Here is a 24,111-nt window from a genome sequence, read left to right as displayed (position 1 = left end):
AGGGGGAGCCTAGAAGCGAAGATCAGGCGACTTCGATGCCCTCGGACTTGGCCAGCTCGGCCAGACGGCCCTCGATCTCCTCGTAAGCCGGGATGATCGAGCCGAGACCACGGCGGAACAGGTCCTTGTCGAGGTGCTCGACCTTACCGGAGTGGTCGCGCTGGTCCCACAGACGGCAGGAATCCGGGGTGATCTCGTCGGCCAGCAGCAGCGTGCCGTCGGAGGCGCGGCCCATTTCGATCTTGAAATCGACGAGCTTGACGTCGATCTTCGCGAAGATATCGATGAGCGCCTCGTTGATGCGGCGGGCCAGCGGGGCGATCTCGGCGAGATCCTCACGCGTGCACACGCCGAGCGCCACGAGATCGTCGTCGTTCACGAACGGGTCGTGCAGGTCGTCGTTCTTCAGGAAGTACTCGAGCACCGGCTCCTTGAGCGGCAGGCCCTCCTCGACGCCGAGGCGCGAGCAGAAGTGGCCGGCGGCGGTGTTGCGCAGCACGATCTCGAGCGGGAACATGTCCATCTTGCGCACCAGCTGGGCGGTGTCGTTCACGCGCTTGACGAGGTGGCTGTCGATGCCGCGGGCCTTAAGCAGGTCGAAGATGATGGTGGTGATGAGGTTGTTCAGACGGCCCTTGCCGGTGAAGTCCTCCTTCTTCTCGCCGTCGCCGGCCGTCGCGGTGTTCTTGTACTCGACCCACAGGATGTCCGGGTCGTCGGTTGCGTACAGCTGCTTGGCTTTGCCCTCGTAGAGCTTTTCCAGTTTCTCCATGATCGCCTTTCAAATCAGCGGAATTTCTGGGTGAACTAACGGTAAAAGGGTACCAATAAAGGGCTACAAACAGGGCTTTCGGAGTGGCATGGCACTGCCCGCCCCACGTTGTTGCCGGACGGGCGGAAGACTATCGTACGGTCAGCGAGTCGTACGTCTGCCGGTCGAACGGCCATACGCTTCCGGGCTGCCGCAGCAGGCCGTCGCTGGCGAGCACGATCACCTCGTCGCCGGTGCGGTAGCCGTCCGGCATGAACGAGGTGACCGAATCGCATGTGAACCGGAGCTTCACGTCGTCGCCGGACCGGGCGTTGCCGCGCTTCACGTCCAGCAGATGCGCCGTGAACGAAATGGTTCTGCCGTTGCCCGACAGTGTCGGATCGCCGAACGTCGCCTTGGCGACGAGATCAGGGGCGATGTCATCGATGTAATCCTGCGGCGAATCATACGTTTTCGCATAGCTGACCGCGCAGCTCGCCGCGACATCGCCGTCAGTCTGGGACTGCTGTTGCGCCGGCCCGCACGCCGCGATGCTTGCCGCCAATATGACGCCGAGCGCGGCGGCCGACGCTTTTCTCAAATCGATCATGATGACCACGCTCCTTCACCGGTGACTTCATTGTCGCGCACGAAGAAGCGCGATCGCGCGCGTTGTCACATCGTATATGACAGTGGCGGTGGCGTGTGCGCGATATGGACATCAACATTGACACCGGTGGCGATTGTGATACTACTGACTATGTCACAGTGTTGTGGAAGAGAGGTCCAGGATGATTGATCATATTGTGCTGTTCGTGTCGGATGCTGCCAAAAGTGCGGCTTTCTATGAGAAACTGCTCGCGCCGGTGGGATATGAACGCAAGGACGACCCCGAGTTGGGCACGTTCTTCACCAACGGCGAGGACGGCGACTTTGTCTTCCTGATCGTGCCGCGCGATCACCAGTCGATTCAGCCGGTGCACGTCGCATTCCGCGCCCACAACGAAGATGAGATCAAGGCGTTCCACAAAGCAGGCTTGGAGGCCGGCGGCACCGACAACGGCGCTCCCGGCCCGCGCCCGAACTACGGTCCGACGTATTACGCCGCATTCATCCACGACCCCGACGGCAATAACATCGAAGCCATGCTGTCGTGAGCGGGATCGCCTTTGGCGTTGTGAAAAGCCCGTGGGGCGTTCCTCCGAATGATTCGTGTATTCCGGAGGAGCGCCCCACGGGCTTTTCTCGTGTCAACCAGTGTCGGTTAACGTACGGTGATGTCGAGCGTATCGGCCACGTGGGCGGCCTTGGCGCGGGCGTCGTCCGCGGACGAACCGATCGCCAAGGCGACCGCCATGCGGCGATGGCCGTGCACCTCGGGCTTGGCGAAAATGCGCAGATCGGTGTCCGGTTCGGCCAATGCGGCCGACACATTCGTGAACTCCGCCTCGCCGTCGCCCGCCACGACGATCGCATGGCTCGCCGCCACCGCGCCGGACGGCATCGCCAATGCCACATGGCCGGCCGTCACCGGCAGTCCCAGAATCGCCCGCGCATGCAGCGCGAACTCGCTCAGCCGCTGCGAAACCATCGTCACCATGCCCGTATCATGCGGGCGCGGCGACACCTCATTGAACAGTACCGAGCCATCGGTCAACACGAACAGCTCCACGCCGAACACGCCCCAGCCATGCTCGCCGGTCGCCGTGGCCTTCGCCACCAGCCCCTCGACCGCCCGGCGCGCGATCGACTGAGCCGTCTCCAACACACCGTCATCCGTCGCTGCCGGCTGCCACGACTCGCGGTAATCGCCGGATTCCTGACGCTGACCGATCGGTGCGCAGGTCACGATGCCGGCCGACGAACTCACTGTCAGTACGGTCAGCTCATAGTCGAGCGGGGCAAGTGCCTCCACGATCACGCGCGACACATCACCCTCGCCGGACGCGCGACGGCCTTCCTGCGCCTCCGTCCACGCGGCGTCGATCGCGTCCGACGAACGCACAACGGACTGGCCGTGGCCGGACGAGCTCATGATCGGCTTGACCACGCACGGATAGCCCACCTCGGCCGCACCCGCGCGCAGCTCCTCGAGCGATCCCGCAAACCGGTACGGCGTGGTCGGCAGACCCAGCTCCTCATGCGCGATCACGCGCAGGCGCTCGCGATCCATGCAGATCGCCGCGATCTCGGCGCTCGGCACCACTTGAATGCCGCGCGCGGCCGCAGCGGCCAACTCGCCCGTCGCGATCGCCTCGACCTCGGGCACGATGATGTCCGGCCTGACCTCGTCGAACAGCGCGCGCAGCTGCTCCGCGTTCGCCATATCGAGCACTCGGTACTCGTGCGCCACCTGCTGTGCGGGCGCTCCGGCGTACGAATCCGCCGCGCACACCCATGCGCCGAGGCGCATCAGCTCGATCGTGACCTCCTTGCCCAGCTCGCCCGCGCCGAGGAACAGCACGCGCGTCGGGTGCGCGCCCAGCGGCGTGCCGAGTGTGCGGGCGGCCAGCGCGGCGGTCGGGGCGGGGGAGATGACTGCGGAAACCGGGGAAACGTTCATATCACTCATGCCACTCATTGTGCCATGCACTGCCGTCCATGCCGGATGCGGTCTGCGGCGGCGATAGTATGGAGCAATGCTTGATGACCGGGATAACGACGACAAGGCCGTCGAAACGGAACAGCCGCGGATCGACCGTCCGCTGACCATCGTGCTCGTCATGGACACGATCGGCAACAAGGGCAACGGCACGTCCAACTCGGCCCTGCAATACGCGCACGAACTTGAACGTCAGGGCCATCATGTACGGCTCGTCGGTATCGGCGCCCCCGAGTATCCGGCGCGGGTGAGCCGCGTGCCGCTCGTCTCGTGGGTCGCCGCGAAGCAGCAGATGCAGTTCGCCGAGCCGAGCGAGACCCTGTTCCGCACCGCCTTCCGAGGCGCCGACGTCGTGCACATCTACCTGCCGTTCCGCTTCGGCCGCCACGCCGCCCGTGCCGCGCGGGCGATGGGCATCCCGGTCACCGCAGGATTCCACCTGCAGCCGGAGAACGTCACCTATTCCGCCGGACCGCTCAAATACGTGCCGGGCATCTCGAATTTCCTGTACTGGCTGTTCAAGGCGTGGCTGTACGGCGGCATCGGCCATATCCATGCGCCGACCGAAATGATCGCGGGCCAGCTGCGTGCGCATGGATACAAGGCCAAACTGCATGTGATCTCGAATGGCTACACCGCCCGGTTCACGCCGAAACGGCAACGCTCCGCCGGCGGATCCGTGCCCGTGCCGTTCCGTATCGTCGCATCCGGCCGACTCACGCACGAGAAGGACCACATCACGCTCATCAAAGCGATCGCGCGATGCCGTCATGCCAGGGACATCGAGCTGACGATCTGCGGCACCGGACCGTTGCAGCGCTACCTGCGGTTCCGCGCGAAGATGCTGCTGGGAAGACCGGCCTCAATCGGATTCCACAAGAACGACGAGATGCCGGCGCTGCTGCGTTCATGCGATCTGTTCGTGCATCCCTCGATCGTGGACATCGAATCGTTGAGCGTGATCGAAGGCATGGCCTCGGGGCTCGTGCCGGTGATCGCCTCGTCCGAACTGAGCGCGGCCGGCCAATTCGCATTGCTAAACGAATCCCTGTTCCCGGTGCGCGACGTGGCCGCACTCGCGCAACGCATCGACTGGTGGATCGACCATCCAACGGAACTCGCCGAATGGGGCGCACGCTACGCCGAACACATGAAGGAGCATTATTCGGTGGAGGCGTCCGTGGCGAAGTTCGTGGACATGGAACGCGAGGCGATCGCGGACGCCGCCTGACGGTTAGCTTACGGCGGTGAGCATGCACATCGGATCCGTATTCCGGACCGATATGCATGCTTTTATCCGTTCGTTTGGACCTTTCTGTAAACACTGAGGCAGATTCCAACGATTGACGAGGTCTTTCCGCAGACTTTGAGGCAGATGCCCGTCATGCAAGACTCCGGATTCGGCCCATCCGGGACGGTTTGGGGTCGTGTGAGCCGGCACATCTGCCTCAAGGTTTGCGGAAAGACCTGTGCGGCGATTGGAATCTGCCTCAAGGTTTGCAGAAAGACCTCGCCATCGCGCCGTTACAACAGCGCGATCAGTTCTTCGACTTGGTTGTCGGTGGTGGCCCAACCGGTGCAGATACGCATCACCGTATGCGACTCGTCGGCCTGTTCCATGAAGCCAAGACGCACGCCGGCCTCCAGCCGGACGCGGGTCGGCTCGTCGAGGGTGATGAAGATCTGGTTCGTCGGCGCGTCGAAAGTGAGCGTATAGCCCTTGTCACGCAGCACGGCGCGGATGCGGTCGGCCGCCTCATTCGCGCGGCGGGCGATGCGGCAGTACAGATTGTCGGTGAACAGCGTGTCGAACTGAACTCCCAGCAGCCATCCCTTGGCCAGCAGCGCACCGTGCTGCTTGACGAGCGTCAAGAAATGCTTCGGCGTATCGCTGAACTTGCCGTGATGGGTGAACACGACCGCTTCACCGAACAGCGCGCCCACCTTGGTGCCGCCGATATAGAACACGTCGGCGATGCGGGCGAGGTCCTCAAGCGTCACGTCATTGCCGGTGGCGGTCAGCGCGTAGCCGAGACGCGCGCCGTCCACGAACAGCGGCATGTCGTACCGGTGCGTGACTTCGGCGATGCGTTCGAGTTCGGCCTTGGTGTACAGCGTGCCGTATTCGGTGGCCTGTGAAATATAGACGGAGCCCGGGAATACCATGTGCTCGTAGTTGCCGTCGGCGTAGAACGTGGCGCAGTACCGGTCGAGTTCGTCGGCGTCGATCTTGCCGTTATGGTGGGGGAGCGTGAGCACCTTGTGACCGGTCGCCTCGATCGCGCCGGCTTCGTGGACGTTCACGTGGCCACTGGCCGCGGCGACGACACCCGCGTACTGCGGGGTGATCGAATCGATGACGGTTTGGTTGGTCTGCGTGCCGCCGACGAGGAACCACACGTCGGCGTCGGGTGCGGCGCAGGCCTCGCGGATCTTGTTCTTGGCGGATTCGCATAGCTGATCGGTGCCGTAGCCGGGGAACTGCGTGGCGTTGATGACCGCAAGGCGGTCGAGGATTTCGGGGGTTGCCCCGCAGGAATAGTCGTTTTCGAAGGACAGCATGTCGGCTCCTTGTAATGCGGGCCGTATGCGATGCGGTCCGCATGGTCGGGTACGTGATGACGGACTCGAGTTTACCGCCGGCGCACGGCAGTCTGTGATGGATCGCGATGGCCTGATCCGGCTGCGCCGTCCGGGCGGCGCAGCCGAAAACGCAAAAACCCGGAACCTAGGTTCCGGGTTGTGATGGGGTGGATAACGCGGCTCGAACGCGCGACCTTCTGAACCACAATCAGATGCTCTACCAACTGAGCTATATCCACCATGTGGCTGTCTCCAGCGGACTGGATTCAGACAACAGATGGATACTATACACGGATTCCCGCCGTACGCCAATTCGGCGTGTCGCGGTTTTGCGAGGCTGATCGAATGTTCGGTTCCGTTCGTGGAATCCGGACGGCATGTTCGATGTTGTGATGTTTTTCGGAGTGCTTCAAACACTTGGAAACATTGGCTTTCTGATGACGAAAAACCGTGTGTCATGTGCGATGGGAAGAGTATACTGACAAGCGAAGGCCGGAGTTGCGAGCCAGCCGGGAATCCTGCAGGTTGCAACGAAGCGCCGCGGTTGTGAGAACCATGCGCAACGCCTTCAGAAAACAGAACATAAAGAAAGCGGCAAGGAAGTACGGTGAGAGCCGGGCCGCAGAACCCCATTGTCAGTTTGAGAACATTGCAGTCCAACAACGATGGTTCCGCGCAAGGCGGCGCGGAGAGACATAACCGAACACCTCCTTTCGGCGGCGGCCCGTACGGATGATCCGTACGGGCCGCCGTTTTTCCGGCGTGCTGGGTTAATAGACAAAACGTGGGTCTTATCCGTGCGTGTTGTCGGTGCTCAACCTGCGTCGTGCGCATGCCGCATCCGACTTTCCAAAACGCGCGGCCCCGGGGCAGTCCCGATGATCGGCGCTGCTCCCGGGCATACGGCCGTTTTGAGGCGCATGGCCGGCCGTATGCCCGGGGTGAATGCCCGTTCCGACGGTTGTTCCCGGGCATAATGCCGGTTTGGCATCCGGAAACGGCCGTAAGCCCGGGAGCAGTGTGTTGGTTCCGGGCATACGGCCGGTTTAAGGGCGTGTAACGGCCGTATGCCCGGGGAGGGGTGGCTTGGTTCCCGGGCTTACGGTCGGTTTGGCGCGCATAACCGGCCGTATGCCCGGGAGAGGGTACAGGGGCATGGCCGGAAGGGCAGGGATGACAGGGGCTTGGTTCCCGGGCTTACGGTCGGGAGTGATCCTTTAACCGGCCGTAAGCCCGGGATGGGCGGCCGGGAGAGAGTGAGAGAGGAGTGACCGGAAGGGGTGAGAGAGGATGACCGGAAGGATGTGAGAAAAAAGTGCGGCGGGAGGTGGATCGCGGAAGGTGTGTCGTTTGTCCGGCGGTGGCGTATCATAGTAATTCGTGTGTGCCAACGGCATGCCTTATGTAACAGGTATGCGGGTTGGGATATCCCGTGAATCGAATGGATCGCGCGCAGTAATGCGGACTGTGAAAGAGGATCGGGCCATCGGGCCGGTGGACTGTGGCTATCTTTGACCGATCTTGCGATCAGTGGGCAAAGTGTGGACGCAGTGCGGCGGCTGCACGAAGACAAAGAAACCACTGAATCGGAGAATTCAAGTTGCCTACTATTGAACAGCTCGTCCGCAAGGGACGTTCGCCGAAGCCGAAGAAGTCGAAGACTTTGGCGCTCAAGGGCAGCCCGCTGCGTCGCGGCGTGTGCACCCGTGTCTACACCACCACCCCGAAGAAGCCGAACTCGGCTCTGCGTAAGGTCGCTCGTGTGCGCCTGTCCTCGGGCATCGAAGTCACCGCCTACATCCCGGGCGAGGGCCACAACCTGCAGGAGCACTCCATCGTGCTCGTGCGCGGCGGCCGTGTGAAGGATCTGCCGGGTGTGCGTTACCACATCGTGCGTGGCGCGCTCGATACCCAGGGTGTCAAGGACCGCAAGCAGGGTCGTTCCCTGTACGGAGCAAAGAAGGCGAAGTAAGAGATATGTCACGTAAAGGACCTGCTAAGAAGCACCAGCTGCTGCCCGATCCGATCTACGGTTCGACCGTCGTGGCCCAGCTCATCAACAAGATCCTGCTCGACGGCAAGAAGTCGATCGCCGAGGACATCGTCTACTCCGCGCTCGATATGATCAAGGAGAAGACCGACCAGGAGCCGGTCGCCGTTCTCAAGCGCGCGCTGGACAACATCCGCCCGTCCCTCGAGGTGCGTTCCCGCCGCGTCGGTGGCGCCACCTACCAGGTCCCGGTCGAGGTCAAGCCGAACCGCGCCAACACGCTGTCCCTGCGCTGGCTGACCGACTTCTCCCGCGCCCGCCGCGAGAAGACCATGGCTGAGCGTCTCGCCAACGAGATCCTCGACGCCTCCAACGGCCTCGGTGCTTCTGTCAAGCGCCGCGAGGATACTCATAAGATGGCAGAGGCCAACAAGGCCTTCGCTCACTACCGCTGGTAATTTCTTCCGAACGAGAGCTAAGGAAAAGCAATGGCACTTGACGTGCTTTCGGATCTGCACATGATCCGCAACATCGGCATCATGGCTCACATCGATGCCGGTAAGACCACCACCACCGAGCGTATCCTGTACTACACCGGCAAGAGCTACAAGATCGGCGAAGTGCACGATGGCGCTGCGACGATGGACTTCATGGCTCAGGAGCAGGAGCGCGGCATCACCATCCAGTCCGCCGCCACCACCTGCTTCTGGAACCGCCAGACGCACGACACCAAGGACAAGTTCCAGATCAACATCATCGACACCCCGGGCCACGTGGACTTCACGGCCGAGGTGGAGCGCTCCCTGCGCGTCCTCGATGGTGCCGTCGCCGTCTTCGACGGCAAGGAAGGCGTGGAGCCGCAGTCCGAGACCGTGTGGCGTCAGGCCGACAAGTACGGCGTCCCGCGTATCTGCTTCATCAACAAGATGGACAAGCTGGGTGCGGACTTCTACTACTCGGTGAACACCATTAAGGAGAAGCTCGGCGCCAAGCCGCTCGTCGTCCAGCTGCCGATCGGCGCTGAGAACGACTTCGCCGGCGTTGTCGACCTGGTCCGCATGAAGGCCTACGTCTGGAACGACGTCAAGGACAACATGGGCGCCCAGTACGACACCGTCGACATCCCGGCCGATCTGCAGGATCGCGCCGAGGAGTACCGTGCTCAGCTCATGGACGACGTGGCCGAGGCCAGCGACGAACTGACCGAGAAGTACCTCGAGGCCGGCGAGCTGACCGAGGAGGAGCTGCGTGCGGGCATCCGCCAGCTCACCATCGAGCGTCGCGCCTACCCGGTGCTGTGCGGTTCCGCGTTCAAGGACAAGGGCGTTCAGCCGATGCTGGACGCGGTCATCGACTACCTGCCGTCCCCGGAGGATGTGCCGTCCATCAAGGGCTTCAAGCCGGGCGACGAATCCGTCGAAATCGACCGCAAGCCGCTGACCTCCGATCCGTTCGCGGCCCTCGTCTTCAAGATCTCCACGCACCCGTTCTACGGCAAGCTCGTGTTCGTGCGCGTCTACTCCGGCGCCGTCAAGCCGGGCGACAACGTGCTCGACTCCACGAAGGGCAAGAAGGAGCGCATCGGCAAGATCTTCCAGATGCACGCCGACAAGGAGAACCCGGTCGACGCCGCCGAAGCCGGCAACATCTACACGTTCGTCGGTCTGAAGAACGTGTCCACCGGTGACACCCTGTGCGCCGAGTCCGCCCCGATCTCCCTCGAGTCCATGACCTTCCCGGACCCGGTCATCCAGGTGGCCGTGGAGCCGAAGACCAAGGCCGACCAGGAGAAGATGGGCATCGCCCTCGCGAAGCTCTCCGACGAGGATCCGACCTTCCAGGTCACCACCGACGAAGAGTCCGGCCAGACCCTGATCGCGGGTATGGGCGAGCTCCAGCTCGACATCATCGTCGACCGTATGCGTCGCGAGTTCAAGGTCGAGTGCAACGTCGGCAAGCCGCAGGTCGCGTACCGCGAGACCATCCGCAAGGCCGTGATGAACGAAGTGTACACCCACAAGAAGCAGACCGGTGGTTCCGGCCAGTTCGCGAAGGTGTTCATGAACTTCGAGCCGCTCGACACCGAGGCCGGCGAGACGTTCGAGTTCGTCAACGAGGTCACCGGCGGTCACATCTCCGCCGAGTTCATCGGACCCATCGAGGCCGGTGTCAAGGAAGCCATGGAGTCCGGTGTGCTCGCCGGCTTCCCGGTCGTGGGTGTCAAGGCCACCGTGTACGACGGCCAGATGCACCCGGTCGATTCCTCGGAAATGGCCTTCAAGATCGCCGGTTCCATGGCGTTCAAGGAAGCCGCCCCGAAGGCCAAGCCGGTCATCCTCGAGCCGATCATGGCTGTGGAAGTCCGTACGCCGGAAGAGTACATGGGCGATGTCATCGGCGATCTGAACCAGCGTCGTGGCAACATCCAGTCCATGACCGACGCCACCGGCGTCAAGGTCATCGACGCCAAGGTCCCGCTGTCCGAGATGTTCGGCTACATCGGCGATCTGCGTTCCAAGACCCAGGGCCGCGCCATGTTCACCATGCAGATGGACTCCTACGCCGAGGTCCCGAAGTCGGTCTCGGACGAGATCATCAAGGCCCAGCGCGGCGAGTGACACGCGCTGTGCGCTTTGGCGTGACAGTGTCTCCAGTCAGCGCTAATATCGTGTAGCGCTGACTGGGTTCTGGCTCCAAAGTGGCACATAACCCAGAAACCCAGTAAACTGTAGCGAGGCCCGGGCCACGAGCCTGGGGAATCCTACACGAGACGTCCAGGAGGACAAAAGTAATGGCAAAGGAAAAGTACGAGCGTACTAAGCCGCACGTTAACATTGGTACCATTGGCCACGTCGATCACGGCAAGACGACCCTGACCGCGGCCATCTCCAAGGTCCTGCACGAGGAGTACCCGGATCTCAACCCGGAGTACGACTTCAACCAGATCGACGCCGCTCCGGAAGAGCAGCAGCGTGGTATCACCATCAACATCGCCCACATCGAGTACCAGACCGCGAAGCGTCACTACGCTCACGTGGACTGCCCGGGCCACGCCGACTTCGTGAAGAACATGATCACCGGCGCTGCCCAGATGGATGGCGCTATCCTCGTTGTGGCCGCCACCGACGGCCCGATGGCCCAGACCCGCGAGCACGTGCTGCTCGCCCGTCAGGTCGGCGTCCCGAAGATCCTGGTCGCCCTGAACAAGTGCGATATGGTCGAGGACGAGGAGCTCATCGAGCTCGTTGAGGAAGAGGTTCGTGACCTCCTCGACGAGAACGGCTTCGATCGTGACTGCCCGGTCATCCGCGTGTCCGCCTACGGCGCTCTGCACGATGACGCTCCGGATCACGAGAAGTGGGTTGAGCAGATCAAGAAGCTCATGGACGCCGTCGACGAGTACATCCCGACCCCGGTCCACGACCTCGACAAGCCGTTCCTGATGCCGATCGAGGACGTCTTCACCATCTCCGGCCGTGGTACCGTCGTCACCGGCCGTGTTGAGCGTGGCCAGCTGGCCGTCAACACCCCGGTCGAGATCGTCGGCATCCGTCCGACCCAGACCACCACCGTCACCTCCATCGAGACGTTCCACAAGACCATGGACGCCTGCGAGGCTGGCGACAACACCGGTCTGCTGCTCCGCGGCATCAACCGTACCGATGTTGAGCGTGGCCAGGTTGTGGCCAAGCCGGGCTCCGTCACCCCGCACACCAAGTTCGAGGGCGAAGTCTACGTGCTGACCAAGGACGAGGGCGGCCGTCACTCGCCGTTCTTCTCCAACTACCGTCCGCAGTTCTACTTCCGCACCACCGACGTCACCGGCGTCATCGAGCTGCCGGAAGGCGTCGAGATGGTCCAGCCGGGCGATCACGCGACCTTCACCGTCGAGCTGATCCAGCCGATCGCTATGGAGGAGGGCCTGACCTTCGCTGTGCGTGAGGGTGGCCACACCGTCGGCTCGGGCCGTGTCACCAAGATCCTCGCCTGATTTCCATCAGAGAGTATCGAGACACGCTTGAACTAGCGTTCTAGGAAACCCCCTGAACCTCAACCGGTTCAGGGGGTTTCCTTATATTGGGAGCGAGGCGAAAACGCCTGTATAGGCGGTATGGCATAATAGCCAAGGCTAATTTTCAGCTTCACGCACATTCAATCAAACGAATAGGTGAGTAACTGTGGCACAGACTACCAATGACATCAAGAATGGTTCCGTTCTGAACCTCGACGGCCAGCTGTGGACCGTCACCAAGTTCCAGCACGTCAAGCCGGGCAAGGGCCCCGCCTTCGTGCGCACCACCATCAAGAACGTGCTCTCCGGCAAGATCGTCGACAAGACCTTCAACGCGGGCATGAAGATGGAGTTCGAGACCGTCGACAACCGCAACCTGCAGTACTCCTACGAGGATGGCGAGAACTTCGTCTTCATGGACATGACCACCTACGATCAGATCTACATCCCGAAGTCGCTGGTCGGCGACCAGGCCAAGTACCTGCTCGAGGGCACCGATTGCATCGTGTCCTTCCACGACGGCACCCCGCTGTCCGTCGAACTGCCGGCCTCCGTCATCCTGACGATCACCCACACCGAGCCGGGCCTGCAGGGCAACCGCTCCAACGCCGGCACCAAGCCGGCCACCGTCGAGACCGGTGCCGAGATCCAGGTCCCGCTGTTCATCAACGAGGGCGAGAAGGTCAAGGTCGACACCCGCGACGGTTCCTACCTGGGCCGCGAGAACGGCTGATTCGGATCGTCGATCTTCGAGTGACCCGATAAGATCAAAGGAATAGAGAGCTTCATGGCACGTTCCACCGCCCGCAAGAGGGCTCTGAATACGTTGTACGAAGCGGACGAGAAGGGACAGGACATCCTGTCCCTTCTTGCTGAGCGCATCGCCGAGCCGGGCGCGCAGACCCCGCTTCCCGATTACGCCGTCGACGTCGTTCGCGGCGTCGCTGAGCATCGTCGCGGCATCGACCGCACGCTCAATGACCATTCCACCGGCTGGAAGGTCTGGCGTATGCCGGTCGTTGACCGTAACATTCTGCGCATTGCCGTCTGGGAGATCCTGTTCAACGACGAGGTTCCCGACAAGGTCGCCATCGACGAGGCGCTGGGTCTGGCGAAGACTCTGTGCGACGACGATTCGCCGGCCTTCATCCACGGCCTGCTGAGCGCGATCTGCACCGACAAGGATACGGTGATCGCGAATCTCACCCAGTCCGAGCAGTCCAAGGACGACGACCCGTCGAACGAGATCGTCGCCGACGAAGACGACGCCGATCAGGGCGATCCGTCAGACGGCGAGTCCGAATAAAACAGTGCAACTTGCGGCTTTGCGCGGGTTCCACGAGTCCCCGCCGGCCGCTATCGTGAAAGACAGTTGACCCGAGATATTGAGGGGGTTTTGGTGAACCAGATTGATTCCGAAGCCGTGAGTTTTTCCCCTGATGAAGCCGTTCTTGTTCTTGAGGACGGACAAGTGTATGTGGGGGAGCCTTACGGTGCGCTTGGGACTACCCACGGCGAGCTCGTGTTCGCAACCGGCATGACCGGTTACCAGGAGACGCTGACCGACCCAAGCTACGACCGTCAGATCGTCGTGCAGACGTTCCCGCACATCGGCGACACCGGAATCAACCAGGAGGATCCCGAATCCTCGCGCATCTGGGTTGCCGGCTACGTTGTGCGCGATCCCAGCCCGAACGTGAGCAACTGGCGCGCCACCGGCTCGCTGGACGATGATCTCAAGCGCGAGGGCATCGTGGGCCTGAGCGGCATCGACACGCGCAAGCTGGTGCGTCACCTGCGTTCCGCGGGCGTGATGCGCGCCGCGATCTTCTCCGGCGACGCGCTCATCGACGCGGCGACCGGCAAACCGCGCACCGTCGAATCCATGCTCGACGAGGTCAAGGCCACCCCGCAGATGAAGGGTCTGAGCCTGTACGACGAGGTCAGCACCAAGGAGACCTACACCATCGAGCCGTGCGGCGAGTTCGAAGGCAAGGAGCCGCTGTTCACCGTTGCAGCTGTCGACCTCGGCATCAAGGCCATGACCCCGCACCGCATGGCCGAACGCGGCTGCCGCGTGCACGTCGTGCCGTCCACCGTCACCTTCGAGGAGATCGAAAACCTCAACCCGGACGGCGTGTTCTTCTCCAACGGCCCGGGCGACCCGGAGCAGGCCGACCCGGAGGTTGAGCTGCTGCGCAAGGTGCTCGACGCCGGCTACCCGTTCTTCGGCATCTGCTTCGGCAACCAGCTGCTCGGCCGCGCGCTCGGCTTCGGCACCTACAAGCTCAAGTTCGGCCACCGCGGCATCAACCAGCCGGTCAAGGACCTGACCACCGGCAAGGTGGAGGTCACCGCGCACAACCACGGTTTCGCCGTGGACGCGCCGATCGGCGACCCGGTCGACGCCCCGTATGAGCACGGCAAGTACGGCAAGGTGCTCGTCTCGCACATCGACCTCAACGACGACGTGGTCGAGGGCCTGCAGTGCGTGGACATCCCCGCGTTCTCCGTGCAGTACCACCCCGAGGCGGCCGCCGGCCCGCACGACGCCGCATATCTGTTCGACCGTTTCGTTGACCTGATGAAGACGACCAAGGAGGAAAAGCGCAATGCCTAAGCGTACGGACATCAAGTCGGTGATGGTCATCGGCTCCGGCCCGATCGTGATCGGACAGGCCGCCGAGTTCGACTATTCCGGCACCCAGGCATGCCGCGTGCTGCGTGAGGAAGGCATTCGCGTCATCCTGGTCAACTCCAACCCGGCCACCATCATGACCGACCCGGAGATGGCGGACGCCACCTACATCGAGCCGATCGCGACCCCGATCCTTGAGCAGATCATCGCCAAGGAACGCCCCGACGCGCTGCTGCCGACTCTCGGCGGCCAGACCGCACTCAACGCCGCGATGGCGCTCGGCGAGGCCGGTGTACTCAAGAAGTACAACGTCGAGCTGATCGGCGCCTCGCTCGAGGCCATCGACCGCGGCGAAGACCGCGAACTGTTCAAGAAGGTCGTCGAGGAGGCCGGCGCCGAGTCGGCCCGCTCGCGTATCGCACACACGCTGCGCGAATGTGACCGCATCGCCGAGGAACTCGGCTACCCGCTGGTCGTGCGTCCGAGCTTCACGATGGGCGGCCTCGGCTCCGGCATCGCGCACAACGAGGAGGAGCTGCACCGTATCGCCGGCGCCGGCATCCACTACTCGCCGACCGATGAGGTCCTGATCGAAGAGGGCATCGAGGGCTGGAAGGAATTCGAACTCGAGCTCATGCGCGACCGCAACGACAACGTCGTGGTCGTCTGCCCGATCGAAAACGTCGACCCGGTCGGTGTGCACACCGGTGACTCGATCACCGTCGCCCCGGTGTTCACCCTCACCGACCGCGAATACCAGAAGCTGCGCGACATCGGCATCGCGATCATCCGTGGCGTGGGCGTCGACACCGGCGGCTGCAACATCCAGTTTGCAGTGCACCCCGACACCGGCCGCATCATCGTCATCGAGATGAACCCGCGTGTCTCGCGCTCTTCGGCCCTCGCGTCCAAGGCCACCGGCTTCCCGATCGCCAAGATCGCGACCAAGCTGGCCCTCGGCTACACGCTCGACGAGATCCGCAACGACATCACGCAGTCCACGCCGGCCTCGTTCGAGCCGACCATCGACTACGTCGTGACCAAGGTGCCGCGCTTCGCGTTCGAGAAGTTCCCGGGCGCCGACCCGCGCCTGACCACTTCCATGAAGTCTGTCGGCGAGGCGATGGCCCTCGGCGGCAACTTCCAGGAGTCGCTCGGCAAGGCCATGCGCTCGATCGACAAGCGTCACATGGGCTTCAACTGGGACGGCGAGAAGCCGTCGCCGGCTGAGGTCGCCGAATTGCTTGAGGCGATCAAGATTCCGACGGAGCACCGCTACCTGCAGATCCAGCGCGCCCTGTGGGGCGGCGCGACCGAGCAGCAGATCTTCGACTCGACCAAGATCGACCCGTGGTTCATCCGCCAGTTTGTGCTCATCAACGACATGGCGCTTGAAGTGCGCGCCGCCGAGACCCTGACCCCGAAGCTGCTCAAGAAGGCGAAGAAGGCCGGCCTGTCCGATCTGCAGATCGCCCACCTGCGCGGCCTCGGCGACGAGGGCGAGAACACGGTGCGCGAGCTGCGCTGGAACTACGGCCTGCGCCCGGTCTACAAGACCGTCGACACCTGCGCCGCCGAGTTCGACGCGGTCACGCCGTACTACTACAGCTGCTACGCCGATGAGACGGAACTGCGCCCGCGCGAGCGCGAGGCCGTGATCATCCTCGGCTCCGGCCCGAACCGCATCGGCCAGGGCATCGAGTTCGACTACACCTGCGTGCACGCGGTGCAGGAGCTCGGCAAGGACTATGACACGATCATGGTCAACTGCAACCCGGAGACCGTGTCGACCGACTACGACATGTCCGATCGCCTGTACTTCGAGCCGCTCACCTTCGAGGATGTGCTCGAGATCTACGAGGCCGAGAAGAAGATGGGCCCGGTCAAGGGCGTGATCGTGCAGCTCGGCGGTCAGACGCCGCTGTCGCTCGCGGCGCGACTCAAGGCCGCCGGCGTGCCGATCCTCGGCACCACGCCGGAAAGCATCGATCTGGCCGAGAACCGCGAGCTGTTCGGCGAGGTGCTCAAGAAGGCGCACATGAACGCGCCGCGCTACGGCACCGCGCTGAGCCTTGACGAGGCCCGCGAGGCCGCGCACAACATCGGCTACCCGGTGCTGGTGCGCCCGAGCTACGTGCTCGGCGGCCGCGGCATGGAGATCGTGTACGACGATGCTCAGCTCGTCAAGTACGTCAACCGCGCGCTCGACGAGGCGAAGGCTGATACCGTCGTGTCCGGCCGTCTGCCTTCCCCGCTGCTCATCGACAAGTTCCTGCAGGACGCCATCGAGATCGACGTCGACGCGCTGTTCGACGGCGAGGAACTCTACATCGGCGGCATCATGGAGCACATCGAGGAGGCCGGCGTCCACTCGGGCGACGCGGCCTGCACCCTGCCACCGTCGACGTTGAGCGATGACCAGATCCGTCGCCTCAGGGAGGGCACCTACGCCATCGCCAAGGGATGCGGCGTCAAGGGCCTGATCAACGTGCAGTACGCCTTTATGGCGAACACACTGTACGTCATCGAAGCCAACCCGCGCGCCTCGCGCACCGTGCCGTTCGCGTCCAAGGCGACCGGCGTGGCGCTGGCCAAGGCCGCCGCGCGCATCATGGCCGGCGAGACCGTGGCCGACCAGCGTGCCAACGGCCTGCTGCTGCCCAAGGGCGACGGCGGCGTGATGCACCGCGGCCAGCAGGTCGCCGTCAAGGAGTCCGTGCTGCCGTTCAAGCGCTTCCGCACGCCGGTCGGCAAGACCGTCGACGTGCTGCTCGGACCCGAGATGCGTTCGACCGGCGAGGTCATGGGCTTCGACCGCGACTTCCCGCACGCGTTCGCCAAGAGCCAGCTCGCCGCCTACGAAGGCGGCCTGCCGACCGGCGGCAACGTGTTCATCTCCGTGAACGACACCGACAAGCGCCAGCTGCCGATGGTCGCCGTGCGCTTGGTCGAGCTCGGATTCACGATCTGGGCGACCGAAGGCACCGCATCCGTGCTGCGCCGCTACGGCATCGACTCGAAGATCGTCGACAAGATCAACACGCGCATGGACACCGATCCGGACGCGCCGATCGTCGTCAACCATGCGGAGGGCAGCATCGGCAAGAACGTCGTGGAACTCATCGAGGACGGCGACATCGACCTGATCCTCAACACGCCGAATTCGCGCGGCTCGCGCTCCGACGGATACTCCATCCGCGCCGCGGCCATCGCGGCCGACATCCCGCAGTTCACGACGATGACCGAATTCCAAGCCGTGCTCATGGCCATCGAAGCCGTCAAGAAGAACGACTACCAGATCATGAGCATCCAGGAACATTCGCAGCAGTTGTTCGAAATGGAAGGTCGGGACAACAAATGACCAATAGCCTCAGCAGTGAAGAGCAGCAAGCCCAGCGCTCGGATTTCGGTCTGCGCCTGAGCAATTCGATGGCCAAGTACGGCCCGTTGTGCGTAGGAATCGACCCGCATCGCAAGCTCCTCACTGACTGGGGCTACAACGTCGATGCTGAAGGCGCGGAACTGTACGCCATGCGCATGCTGCAGGCCGCGTCCGGCCGCGCCGCCGCCGTCAAATTCCAGTCGTCGATGTTCGAGCGCTACGGTTCCAAAGGCATCGCCGCGCTCGAACGCGTGTTGTACGCGGCACGCCAGATGGGCATCATCACCATCGTCGACTGTCTGCACGGCGGCCTCGCCACGACGATCTCGGCCATCTCCGACGCCTACTTCAAGCCCGGCGCACCGCTGCTCGCCGACGCGATCACCCTGCTGCCGTACTACGGCGCACGTTCGCTGTCCGGCGTGATCAACGACGCGCTCAACAACGGCCGCGGCGTGTTCGTCGCCTCGCTCACCTCCAACGAGGAGGGCGCGAGCCTGCAGACCGCCATCCGCCAGCGTGGTGACTACAAGGGCAAGACCGTCGCGTTCGGCGTGGCCAGCACCGTGCAGAAATTCAACGCCGGCATCAACGGCATGGGTTCGGTCGGCCTGATCATCGGCGCGACCATCGGCCAGTGGATCGACGACAGCGGCATCGACCCCGCGCAGTTCACCGGCCCGATCCTGTCTCCCGGCTACGGCTGGCAGGGCGCGGAAGCCAAGGACCTGCGCTCGGTGTTCAAGGGCACCAGCGGCAACGTGCTCGTGACAGTGTCGCGTTTCATCGCCTCGCACGGCCCGGATATCCAGGCTTTGGCCGAGGCGACCGATGCGATCTCCATCGACGTGCGTCAGGCGCTGCTGGAAGCGACCGAAGACACGCGCAAGAACGATCGCACGACGATGGCACACGATACGAACGCTTCCGCCGAAGTGGATACGCCGCAGCAGACGGCCGGCGCGGCTCCGGCAGAAACTTCGGTTCAGTCTGATGCCGCCGATACCGGCACGACCAAGGACGATGCTATGGACAACAACAACGACGAACAGGCGCTGCGCGGCGGCCGACTGCTCGTGCTCACCGGCCCCGCCGGCGTGGGCAAGGGCACCGTGGAAACCGCATTGCGCAAGAAGCACCCCGAAGTATGGGTGTCCGTTTCCGCCACCACGCGCAAGCCGCGCCCGGGCGAAGTGAACGGCCTGAACTACTGGTTCATGACCGACGACGAGTTCATCGCCAAGGAAGCGGCGGGGGAGTTCCTCGAAACCGCCGTCGTGCATGGCCTCGCGCACTACGGCACGCCGCTTAAGCCCGTTGAGGAGCATCTGGCTGCCGGTACGCCCACCATCCTCGAAATCGACCTGCAAGGCGCCCGTCGCGTCAAGGAACGCGCCAAGGAGCTCGGCATGGAGGTTCTCTCCGTCTTCATCGCTCCGCCCAGTTTCGACGAACTCGTTCGTCGTTTGACCGGTCGTGGCACCGAAACCGAAGAGGAACGCAATCGCCGTCTGGAAACCGCCAAAGTCGAGCTCGCCGCCGAAGGTGAATTCGACGTCACCATCGTCAACGACAACGTCGACAAGGCGGCAGAGGAGCTGTGGGCCCTCCTCGCCAAGGAGTACGGCATCAGCGAATGATGGAGCGTATATCGCCTTTCCTCAACCTCGACGTCTGAGCACGCCTTCGGTTTCGGACGGCGGTCTCCGCACGCATCATTCGCTGATGCTACGCAACGCTGAATAACGAAGTGTCCTCGTCGTTGCTCCTCGGTCGCGGTACCGGCATCAGCGAATGACATACGAAATGGAGTTTGTTCCTTTATTGCAAAGGAACAAACCCCATTTTCATATAGGCATGCTTAACACACTGAACGTGTGATGATGCGTGCGGTAGCAAAGCGCGGAGCACGAAGGCGTACAAAGTACGTCGAGTGCTCCGTAACGAAGCTAACGCTCCATCATCACGCGTTCAGCGCCTTGGAGCCGATGTCGTGGCGATAGAACATGCCGTGCGTGTCGAGCACGTCGATGATCTGATAGACCTTGTCCTGTGCGGCCTTGATGGAATCCGCGGAGGTCTCGACGAGAAGCACGCGGCCGGAGTCGGCGACGAGGCCGTGCTTGTCGTCGGAGGCGACGCCCGCGTAGTAGACGTGTGAATCGGCGTCGACGGTGATCTCGGGGATCGGGGCGCCCTTGATGACGTTCGTCGGGTAGCCCTTGGAGGCGAGTACGACGCCGAGCGTCGCGCCGTCGGTCTTCCACTCGAACGTCGGAGTCTCGCCGTTCAGGATCGCGTTGATGCCAGCGCCGAGATCGGAGGTCAGACGCGGCAGCACGACCTCGGTCTCCGGGTCGCCGAAGCGGGCGTTGAACTCGATGACCTTCGGGCCGTCGGCGGTGGCGATCAGGCCCGCGTACAGGATGCCGGTGAACGGCGTGCCTTCGGCGGCCATCGCCTCGACAGTGGGCTTGACGATCGTCTCAAGGGCCGTATCGACCACGTCCTGGCCGATCTGCGGCACCGGGCTGTACGCGCCCATGCCGCCCGTGTTCGGGCCTTCATCGTTGTCGTAGGCGCGCTTGTGATCCTGCGAGATCGGCATCGGCCAGAACTCGGTGCCGTTCACGAAGCTCATGAGCGAGAACTCCTGGCCTTCGAGGAAGTCCTCGATGACGACCTTGGCGCCCGCGTTGCCGAAGCGATGGTCGATGAAGATGTCGTCGAGCGCCTTGACGGCGGTGTCCTCGTCCATCGCGACGGTCACGCCCTTGCCGGCGGCCAGACCGTCGGCCTTGATGACGATCGGTGCGCCGTGCTCGTGCACGTAGGCGACGGCCGGCTCGAGCTCGTGGAACGTCTCGTACTTGGCGGTGGGGATGCCGTGACGCACCATGAGCTGCTTGGCGAAGTCCTTCGAGCCTTCGATCTGTGCGGCGGCCTTGGACGGGCCAAACGCCTTGATACCGGCGGCGGCGAACGCGTCCACGATGCCTTCGATCAGCGGAACCTCCGGGCCGATGAACACCCAGTCGTAGCCGTTGTCCTTCACGAAGTCGATGAGCGCGGCGTGGTTGGAGGAGCCGAGCGAGACGACGCGGATGCCGTCGAGCGCCATGCCCGGGTTGCCCGGGGCGACGGTGACCTCGTCGACGCTGCCGCCGCGCAGCAGGGCGTGCGCGATCGCGTGCTCACGGGCGCCGGAGCCGATGACCAGAACCTTCTGTCCCATTGTTGATGAGTCCTTTCGTATCTGACAAGTAAGTGGCTCCCCTCACGGAGGGGAGCCACGAAAAACGGGAAGTTACTTGAGTGCGATCTGCGTGCCGTCGGTGTCCGGCGTGATCTTGCCGATCACATAGCCGGCTTCGCCGTTGGCCTTGAGCAGTTCGAGCGTCTCGTCGGCGCGCTCGGCCGGAACGGCCAGCACCATGCCGATGCCCATGTTGAAGATGTTGTACATCTCCATGTGGTCGATCTCGCCGGCCTTCTCGAGCACGTCGAAGATCGGCAGCACCGGCCACGAGCCGAGGTTGATCTCAGCCGCGAGGCCGTCGGGGATCATGCGAGGCACGTTCTCGATGAAGCCGCCGCCGGTGATGTGCGCGACGCCCTTGACCACGCCCGCCTTGAACAGGGGAGCAAGGGCCTTCACGTAGATCTTGGTCGGGGTGAGCAGCACGTCGCCGAGCTTCGCGCCGTCGAGTTCGTCCAGCTCGGTGTCGACGGTGTAGCCGGCCTGTTCGAACAGGGCCTTGCGCACGAGGGAGAAGCCGTTGGAGTGTACGCCGGTGGACGGCAGGCCGATGAGCACGTCGCCGTCGGTGATGGTCGAGCCGTCGACGATGGCGGACTTCTCGGCCACGCCGACCGCGAAGCCGGCCAGATCGTACTCGTCCTCGTCGTACATGCCCGGCATCTCGGCGGTTTCGCCGCCGATCAGACCAGCGCCGGCCTGCACGCAGCCGTCCGCGACTCCCGCGACGACCTGCTCGAGCAGCGCCGGATCGTTCTTGCCGCACGCGATGTAGTCGAGGAAGAACAGCGGCTCGGCGCCCTGCGCGGCGATGTCGTTGACGCACATGGCCACGCAATCGATGCCGATGGTGTCGTGCTTGTTCGCCAGCTTGGCGACGACGAGCTTGGTGCCCACGCCGTCGGTGCCGGAAATCAGCACCGGCTCCTGATAGCCGAGGGAGGCGAGATCGAACAGGCCGCCGAAGCCGCCGATGCCGCCCACCACACCCGGACGGTTGGTGCGGGCGACGTGCGACTTGATGCGCTTGACGACCTCGTAGCCGGCTTCGACGCTCACTCCGGCGTTCTCATAGGCTTTGGGCATGACATTCCTTTCTTGAATGTGCGGTTATGTTGTGGTGTTCGTTGCGGGGAAAGTTGTCTGTAAGACGGATTGCAGTGATGATTCACCGTGTCATTTCGACCGAGGCGATAGCCGAGCGGAGAAATCTGTATGTGCCGGGCATCTGAAAGATTTCTCGGCTGCGCTGCGCTTCGCTCGAAATGACGTTGATCGATCGGGGAGGAACACTATTCCGCGGGTTTCACCGCGTACTCGTTGCCCTCGTACTTGCTCTTGTAGAGCGCGAACTCGGGCAGACGCACACGATCCTCGGGGGTGAGCGACTTGAGGAAATCGTCCTCGTAGTCGTCCAGTGCGGTCGGATAGTCGCCGTTGAAGTACGCGACGCACAGACCGCCGTACGGGGCGTCCGCGCCCAGTCCGATCGACTCGACCAAGCCGTCGAGCGAAAGGAACGCGAGCGAGTCGGCGCCGATGTAGTCGCGGATCTCCTCGACGGACTTCTTCGCGGCGATCAGCTCCTTGGTCGTCGAGATGTCGATGCCGTAGAAGCACGGGTACTTGAGCGGCGGCGAGCTGATGCGCATGTGTACCTCGGCCGCGCCGGCCTCCTTCAGCAGCTGCACGATGCGTTTCGAGGTGGTGCCGCGCACGATCGAATCGTCGATGACGATCACACGCTTGCCCTTGACCACGCCGCGCACGGCGGACAGCTTCATGCGCACGCCCTGCTCGCGCAGCTCCTGCGTCGGCTGGATGAACGTGCGGGCGACGTACTGGTTCTTGATCAGGCCCATCTCGTTCGGCAGGTGCGCGGCCTCCGCGTAGCCGGACGCGGCTGACAGCGATGAGTTCGGCACGCCGATGACCATGTCGGCCTCGACCGGAGATTCGGCGGCCAGGCGCGCGCCCATGCGCTTGCGGGCGGAGTGCACGTTCACGCCGTAGATGTCGGAGTCGGGGCGGGCGAAGTAGATAAACTCCATCGAGCAGATCGCCAGCTGCGTCTTGTCGGTGTACTGGACGATCTTGTAGCCGTGATCGGAGACGACGATGATCTCGCCGGGGCGGATGTTGCGCACGAGCTCAGCGCCGACCACGTCGAGCGCGCAGGTCTCGGACGCGAGCACATACGCGCCGTTCTTCATGCGGCCGAGCGAGAGCGGACGGAAGCCGTTCGGGTCGAGCGCGCCGATCATCGCGTTTTCGGTCATGAGCAGGTACGCGAAGCCGCCATGCACGGTGTTGAGCGCCTCCTTGAGCTTGTCCATGAAGGTCGGCTTGGTGGAGCGGCGGATGAGGTGCATGAGCACTTCGGTATCGGAGTTCGAGTGGAAGATCGCGCCTTCGTCCTCGAGGCCGCGGCGCAGCGACGGGCAGTTGGTGAGATTGCCGTTGTGGCACAGGGCCATGTCGCCATCGTGGAAGCGGAAGATGAACGGCTGGATGTTGTCGGTGGTGCCGGAGCCGGCGGTGGCGTAACGCACATGGCCGATGGCCTTGTCGCCCTTGAGACGGGCGATCTCGCGCTCGTCGCCGAACACCTGGGTCAGCAGGCCCAGCCCGCGGTGGCCGATGAGATGGCCGTTGTCGTTCGAGACGATGCCGGCGCCCTCCTGGCCGCGATGCTGGAGTGCGTGGAGTCCGAAATAGGTGAGACGGGCGGCGTCAGGGTGGCCCCACACGCCGAAAATGCCGCATTCTTCGTGGATATCTTCGAGTTCAGCCGACAAGCCAAGCTCCTTCCGAACCATAGGAGACAGGGGATTTCACTAGCAATCCAGCTTACCAATTGCCGGCTACATCAGCCTGTTCGCAAGGTTCGGCCC

The 24,111-nt window shown here is 63.3% G+C and carries 18 protein-coding genes, 1 tRNA gene and 1 pseudogene; 12 read left to right on the top strand and 8 right to left on the bottom strand.

Going from position 1 to position 24,111, the window contains the following annotated elements; translation table 11 throughout:
* Positions 1-22: 22 nt before the first annotated feature.
* Positions 23-772, bottom strand: coding sequence for a phosphoribosylaminoimidazolesuccinocarboxamide synthase (gene purC, locus KIH76_RS01800; protein ID WP_219068977.1), 750 nt, complete (start codon positions 770-772; stop codon positions 23-25).
* Positions 773-902: 130 nt separating this feature from the next.
* Positions 903-1,361, bottom strand: a complete 459-nt coding sequence (locus KIH76_RS01795) for a hypothetical protein (protein WP_219069195.1) — start codon at positions 1,359-1,361, stop codon at positions 903-905.
* Positions 1,362-1,542: 181 nt separating this feature from the next.
* Between KIH76_RS01795 and KIH76_RS01790 the strand changes: the two genes are divergently transcribed.
* The gene (locus KIH76_RS01790) at positions 1,543-1,908 is read left to right on the top strand and encodes a VOC family protein (RefSeq protein ID WP_219068975.1); all 366 of its coding nucleotides are present in this window, start codon (positions 1,543-1,545) and stop codon (positions 1,906-1,908) included.
* Positions 1,909-2,015: 107 nt separating this feature from the next.
* Here KIH76_RS01790 and purT read toward each other — a convergent pair whose 3' ends face one another.
* Complete coding sequence (purT, locus tag KIH76_RS01785) at positions 2,016-3,314, bottom strand: formate-dependent phosphoribosylglycinamide formyltransferase (protein ID WP_420829245.1); 1,299 nt, start codon at positions 3,312-3,314, stop codon at positions 2,016-2,018.
* A gap of 76 nt (positions 3,315-3,390) precedes the next feature.
* Between purT and KIH76_RS01780 the strand changes: the two genes are divergently transcribed.
* On the top strand, positions 3,391-4,584 hold the full coding sequence (locus KIH76_RS01780; RefSeq protein WP_219068971.1) for a glycosyltransferase: 1,194 nt from the start codon (positions 3,391-3,393) through the stop codon (positions 4,582-4,584).
* A 293-nt stretch (positions 4,585-4,877) separates the two neighbouring features.
* Here the strand turns inward: KIH76_RS01780 and KIH76_RS01775 are convergent, their stop codons facing one another.
* Positions 4,878-5,915: a threonine aldolase family protein gene (locus KIH76_RS01775; protein WP_219068969.1), complete on the bottom strand. Its 1,038-nt coding sequence runs from the start codon at positions 5,913-5,915 to the stop codon at positions 4,878-4,880.
* A gap of 184 nt (positions 5,916-6,099) precedes the next feature.
* Positions 6,100-6,175 (bottom strand) — tRNA-His (locus tag KIH76_RS01770).
* A 1,361-nt stretch (positions 6,176-7,536) separates the two neighbouring features.
* On the opposite strand from KIH76_RS01770, the gene rpsL reads away from it, so the two are divergent.
* From rpsL to gmk, 10 genes and pseudogenes are all read left to right on the top strand, one after another.
* Positions 7,537-7,908: a 30S ribosomal protein S12 gene (gene rpsL / locus KIH76_RS01765; protein ID WP_003825774.1), complete on the top strand. Its 372-nt coding sequence runs from the start codon at positions 7,537-7,539 to the stop codon at positions 7,906-7,908.
* Positions 7,909-7,913: 5 nt separating this feature from the next.
* Entirely contained in the window at positions 7,914-8,384 is a 471-nt protein-coding gene (gene rpsG / locus KIH76_RS01760; protein ID WP_163228936.1) for a 30S ribosomal protein S7, read from the top strand.
* A gap of 30 nt (positions 8,385-8,414) precedes the next feature.
* Complete coding sequence (gene fusA / locus KIH76_RS01755; protein ID WP_219068967.1) at positions 8,415-10,544, top strand: elongation factor G; 2,130 nt, start codon at positions 8,415-8,417, stop codon at positions 10,542-10,544.
* 173 nt (positions 10,545-10,717) lie between these two features.
* Entirely contained in the window at positions 10,718-11,917 is a 1,200-nt protein-coding gene (gene tuf, locus KIH76_RS01750; protein ID WP_214375136.1) for an elongation factor Tu, read from the top strand.
* 187 nt (positions 11,918-12,104) lie between these two features.
* Positions 12,105-12,671 (top strand): elongation factor P, encoded by a 567-nt coding sequence (efp, locus tag KIH76_RS01745; RefSeq protein WP_214375137.1) that lies wholly within the window; start codon positions 12,105-12,107, stop codon positions 12,669-12,671.
* Positions 12,672-12,725: 54 nt separating this feature from the next.
* Positions 12,726-13,244, top strand: coding sequence for a transcription antitermination factor NusB (nusB, locus tag KIH76_RS01740; protein WP_219068965.1), 519 nt, complete (start codon positions 12,726-12,728; stop codon positions 13,242-13,244).
* 93 nt (positions 13,245-13,337) lie between these two features.
* Positions 13,338-14,558 (top strand): glutamine-hydrolyzing carbamoyl-phosphate synthase small subunit, encoded by a 1,221-nt coding sequence (carA, locus tag KIH76_RS01735; RefSeq protein ID WP_219068963.1) that lies wholly within the window; start codon positions 13,338-13,340, stop codon positions 14,556-14,558.
* Positions 14,551-17,937, top strand: a complete 3,387-nt coding sequence (carB, locus tag KIH76_RS01730) for a carbamoyl-phosphate synthase large subunit (protein WP_219068961.1) — start codon at positions 14,551-14,553, stop codon at positions 17,935-17,937. Before carA ends, carB begins: the two co-directional genes overlap by 8 nt.
* Positions 17,934-18,851: pseudogene (gene pyrF, locus KIH76_RS11505) on the top strand (orotidine-5'-phosphate decarboxylase); the annotation flags it as partial. The gene carB and the pseudogene pyrF, both read left to right, overlap by 4 nt.
* Positions 18,852-18,986: 135 nt before the next feature.
* On the top strand, positions 18,987-19,598 hold the full coding sequence (gene gmk, locus KIH76_RS11500) for a guanylate kinase (RefSeq protein WP_236036773.1): 612 nt from the start codon (positions 18,987-18,989) through the stop codon (positions 19,596-19,598).
* A gap of 323 nt (positions 19,599-19,921) precedes the next feature.
* Here gmk and purD read toward each other — a convergent pair whose 3' ends face one another.
* From purD to purF, 3 genes are all read right to left on the bottom strand, one after another.
* Positions 19,922-21,193, bottom strand: coding sequence for a phosphoribosylamine--glycine ligase (purD, locus tag KIH76_RS01720; protein ID WP_219068957.1), 1,272 nt, complete (start codon positions 21,191-21,193; stop codon positions 19,922-19,924).
* Between the two features lie 72 nt (positions 21,194-21,265).
* The gene (gene purM, locus KIH76_RS01715; RefSeq protein ID WP_219068955.1) at positions 21,266-22,303 is read right to left on the bottom strand and encodes a phosphoribosylformylglycinamidine cyclo-ligase; all 1,038 of its coding nucleotides are present in this window, start codon (positions 22,301-22,303) and stop codon (positions 21,266-21,268) included.
* Positions 22,304-22,509: 206 nt separating this feature from the next.
* The gene (purF, locus tag KIH76_RS01710; protein WP_219068953.1) at positions 22,510-24,015 is read right to left on the bottom strand and encodes an amidophosphoribosyltransferase; all 1,506 of its coding nucleotides are present in this window, start codon (positions 24,013-24,015) and stop codon (positions 22,510-22,512) included.
* Positions 24,016-24,111: the final 96 nt, after the last annotated feature.

Origin of the sequence: Bifidobacterium simiiventris (assembly GCF_019331715.1) — a bacterium.
Classification (GTDB): Bacteria; Actinomycetota; Actinomycetes; order Actinomycetales; family Bifidobacteriaceae; genus Bifidobacterium; species Bifidobacterium simiiventris.
The sequence above is the reverse complement of the archived record's forward strand: the minus strand, read 5'-3'. Positions and strand labels throughout refer to the sequence as shown.

What these genes read in the sequence shown, in the direction of transcription:
- purC (WP_219068977.1), bottom strand. Translation starts at nt 772, where the DNA reads ATGGAGAAACTGGAAAAGCTCTACGAGGGCAAAGCCAAGCAGCTGTAC.
- KIH76_RS01795 (WP_219069195.1), bottom strand. Translation starts at nt 1,361, where the DNA reads ATGATCGATTTGAGAAAAGCGTCGGCCGCCGCGCTCGGCGTCATATTG.
- KIH76_RS01790 (WP_219068975.1), top strand. Translation starts at nt 1,543, where the DNA reads ATGATTGATCATATTGTGCTGTTCGTGTCGGATGCTGCCAAAAGTGCG.
- purT (WP_420829245.1), bottom strand. Translation starts at nt 3,314, where the DNA reads ATGAACGTTTCCCCGGTTTCCGCAGTCATCTCCCCCGCCCCGACCGCC.
- KIH76_RS01780 (WP_219068971.1), top strand. Translation starts at nt 3,391, where the DNA reads ATGCTTGATGACCGGGATAACGACGACAAGGCCGTCGAAACGGAACAG.
- KIH76_RS01775 (WP_219068969.1), bottom strand. Translation starts at nt 5,915, where the DNA reads ATGCTGTCCTTCGAAAACGACTATTCCTGCGGGGCAACCCCCGAAATC.
- rpsG (WP_163228936.1), top strand. Translation starts at nt 7,914, where the DNA reads ATGTCACGTAAAGGACCTGCTAAGAAGCACCAGCTGCTGCCCGATCCG.
- fusA (WP_219068967.1), top strand. Translation starts at nt 8,415, where the DNA reads ATGGCACTTGACGTGCTTTCGGATCTGCACATGATCCGCAACATCGGC.
- tuf (WP_214375136.1), top strand. Translation starts at nt 10,718, where the DNA reads ATGGCAAAGGAAAAGTACGAGCGTACTAAGCCGCACGTTAACATTGGT.
- nusB (WP_219068965.1), top strand. Translation starts at nt 12,726, where the DNA reads ATGGCACGTTCCACCGCCCGCAAGAGGGCTCTGAATACGTTGTACGAA.
- carB (WP_219068961.1), top strand. Translation starts at nt 14,551, where the DNA reads ATGCCTAAGCGTACGGACATCAAGTCGGTGATGGTCATCGGCTCCGGC.
- gmk (WP_236036773.1), top strand. Translation starts at nt 18,987, where the DNA reads ATGGACAACAACAACGACGAACAGGCGCTGCGCGGCGGCCGACTGCTC.
- purD (WP_219068957.1), bottom strand. Translation starts at nt 21,193, where the DNA reads ATGGGACAGAAGGTTCTGGTCATCGGCTCCGGCGCCCGTGAGCACGCG.
- purM (WP_219068955.1), bottom strand. Translation starts at nt 22,303, where the DNA reads ATGCCCAAAGCCTATGAGAACGCCGGAGTGAGCGTCGAAGCCGGCTAC.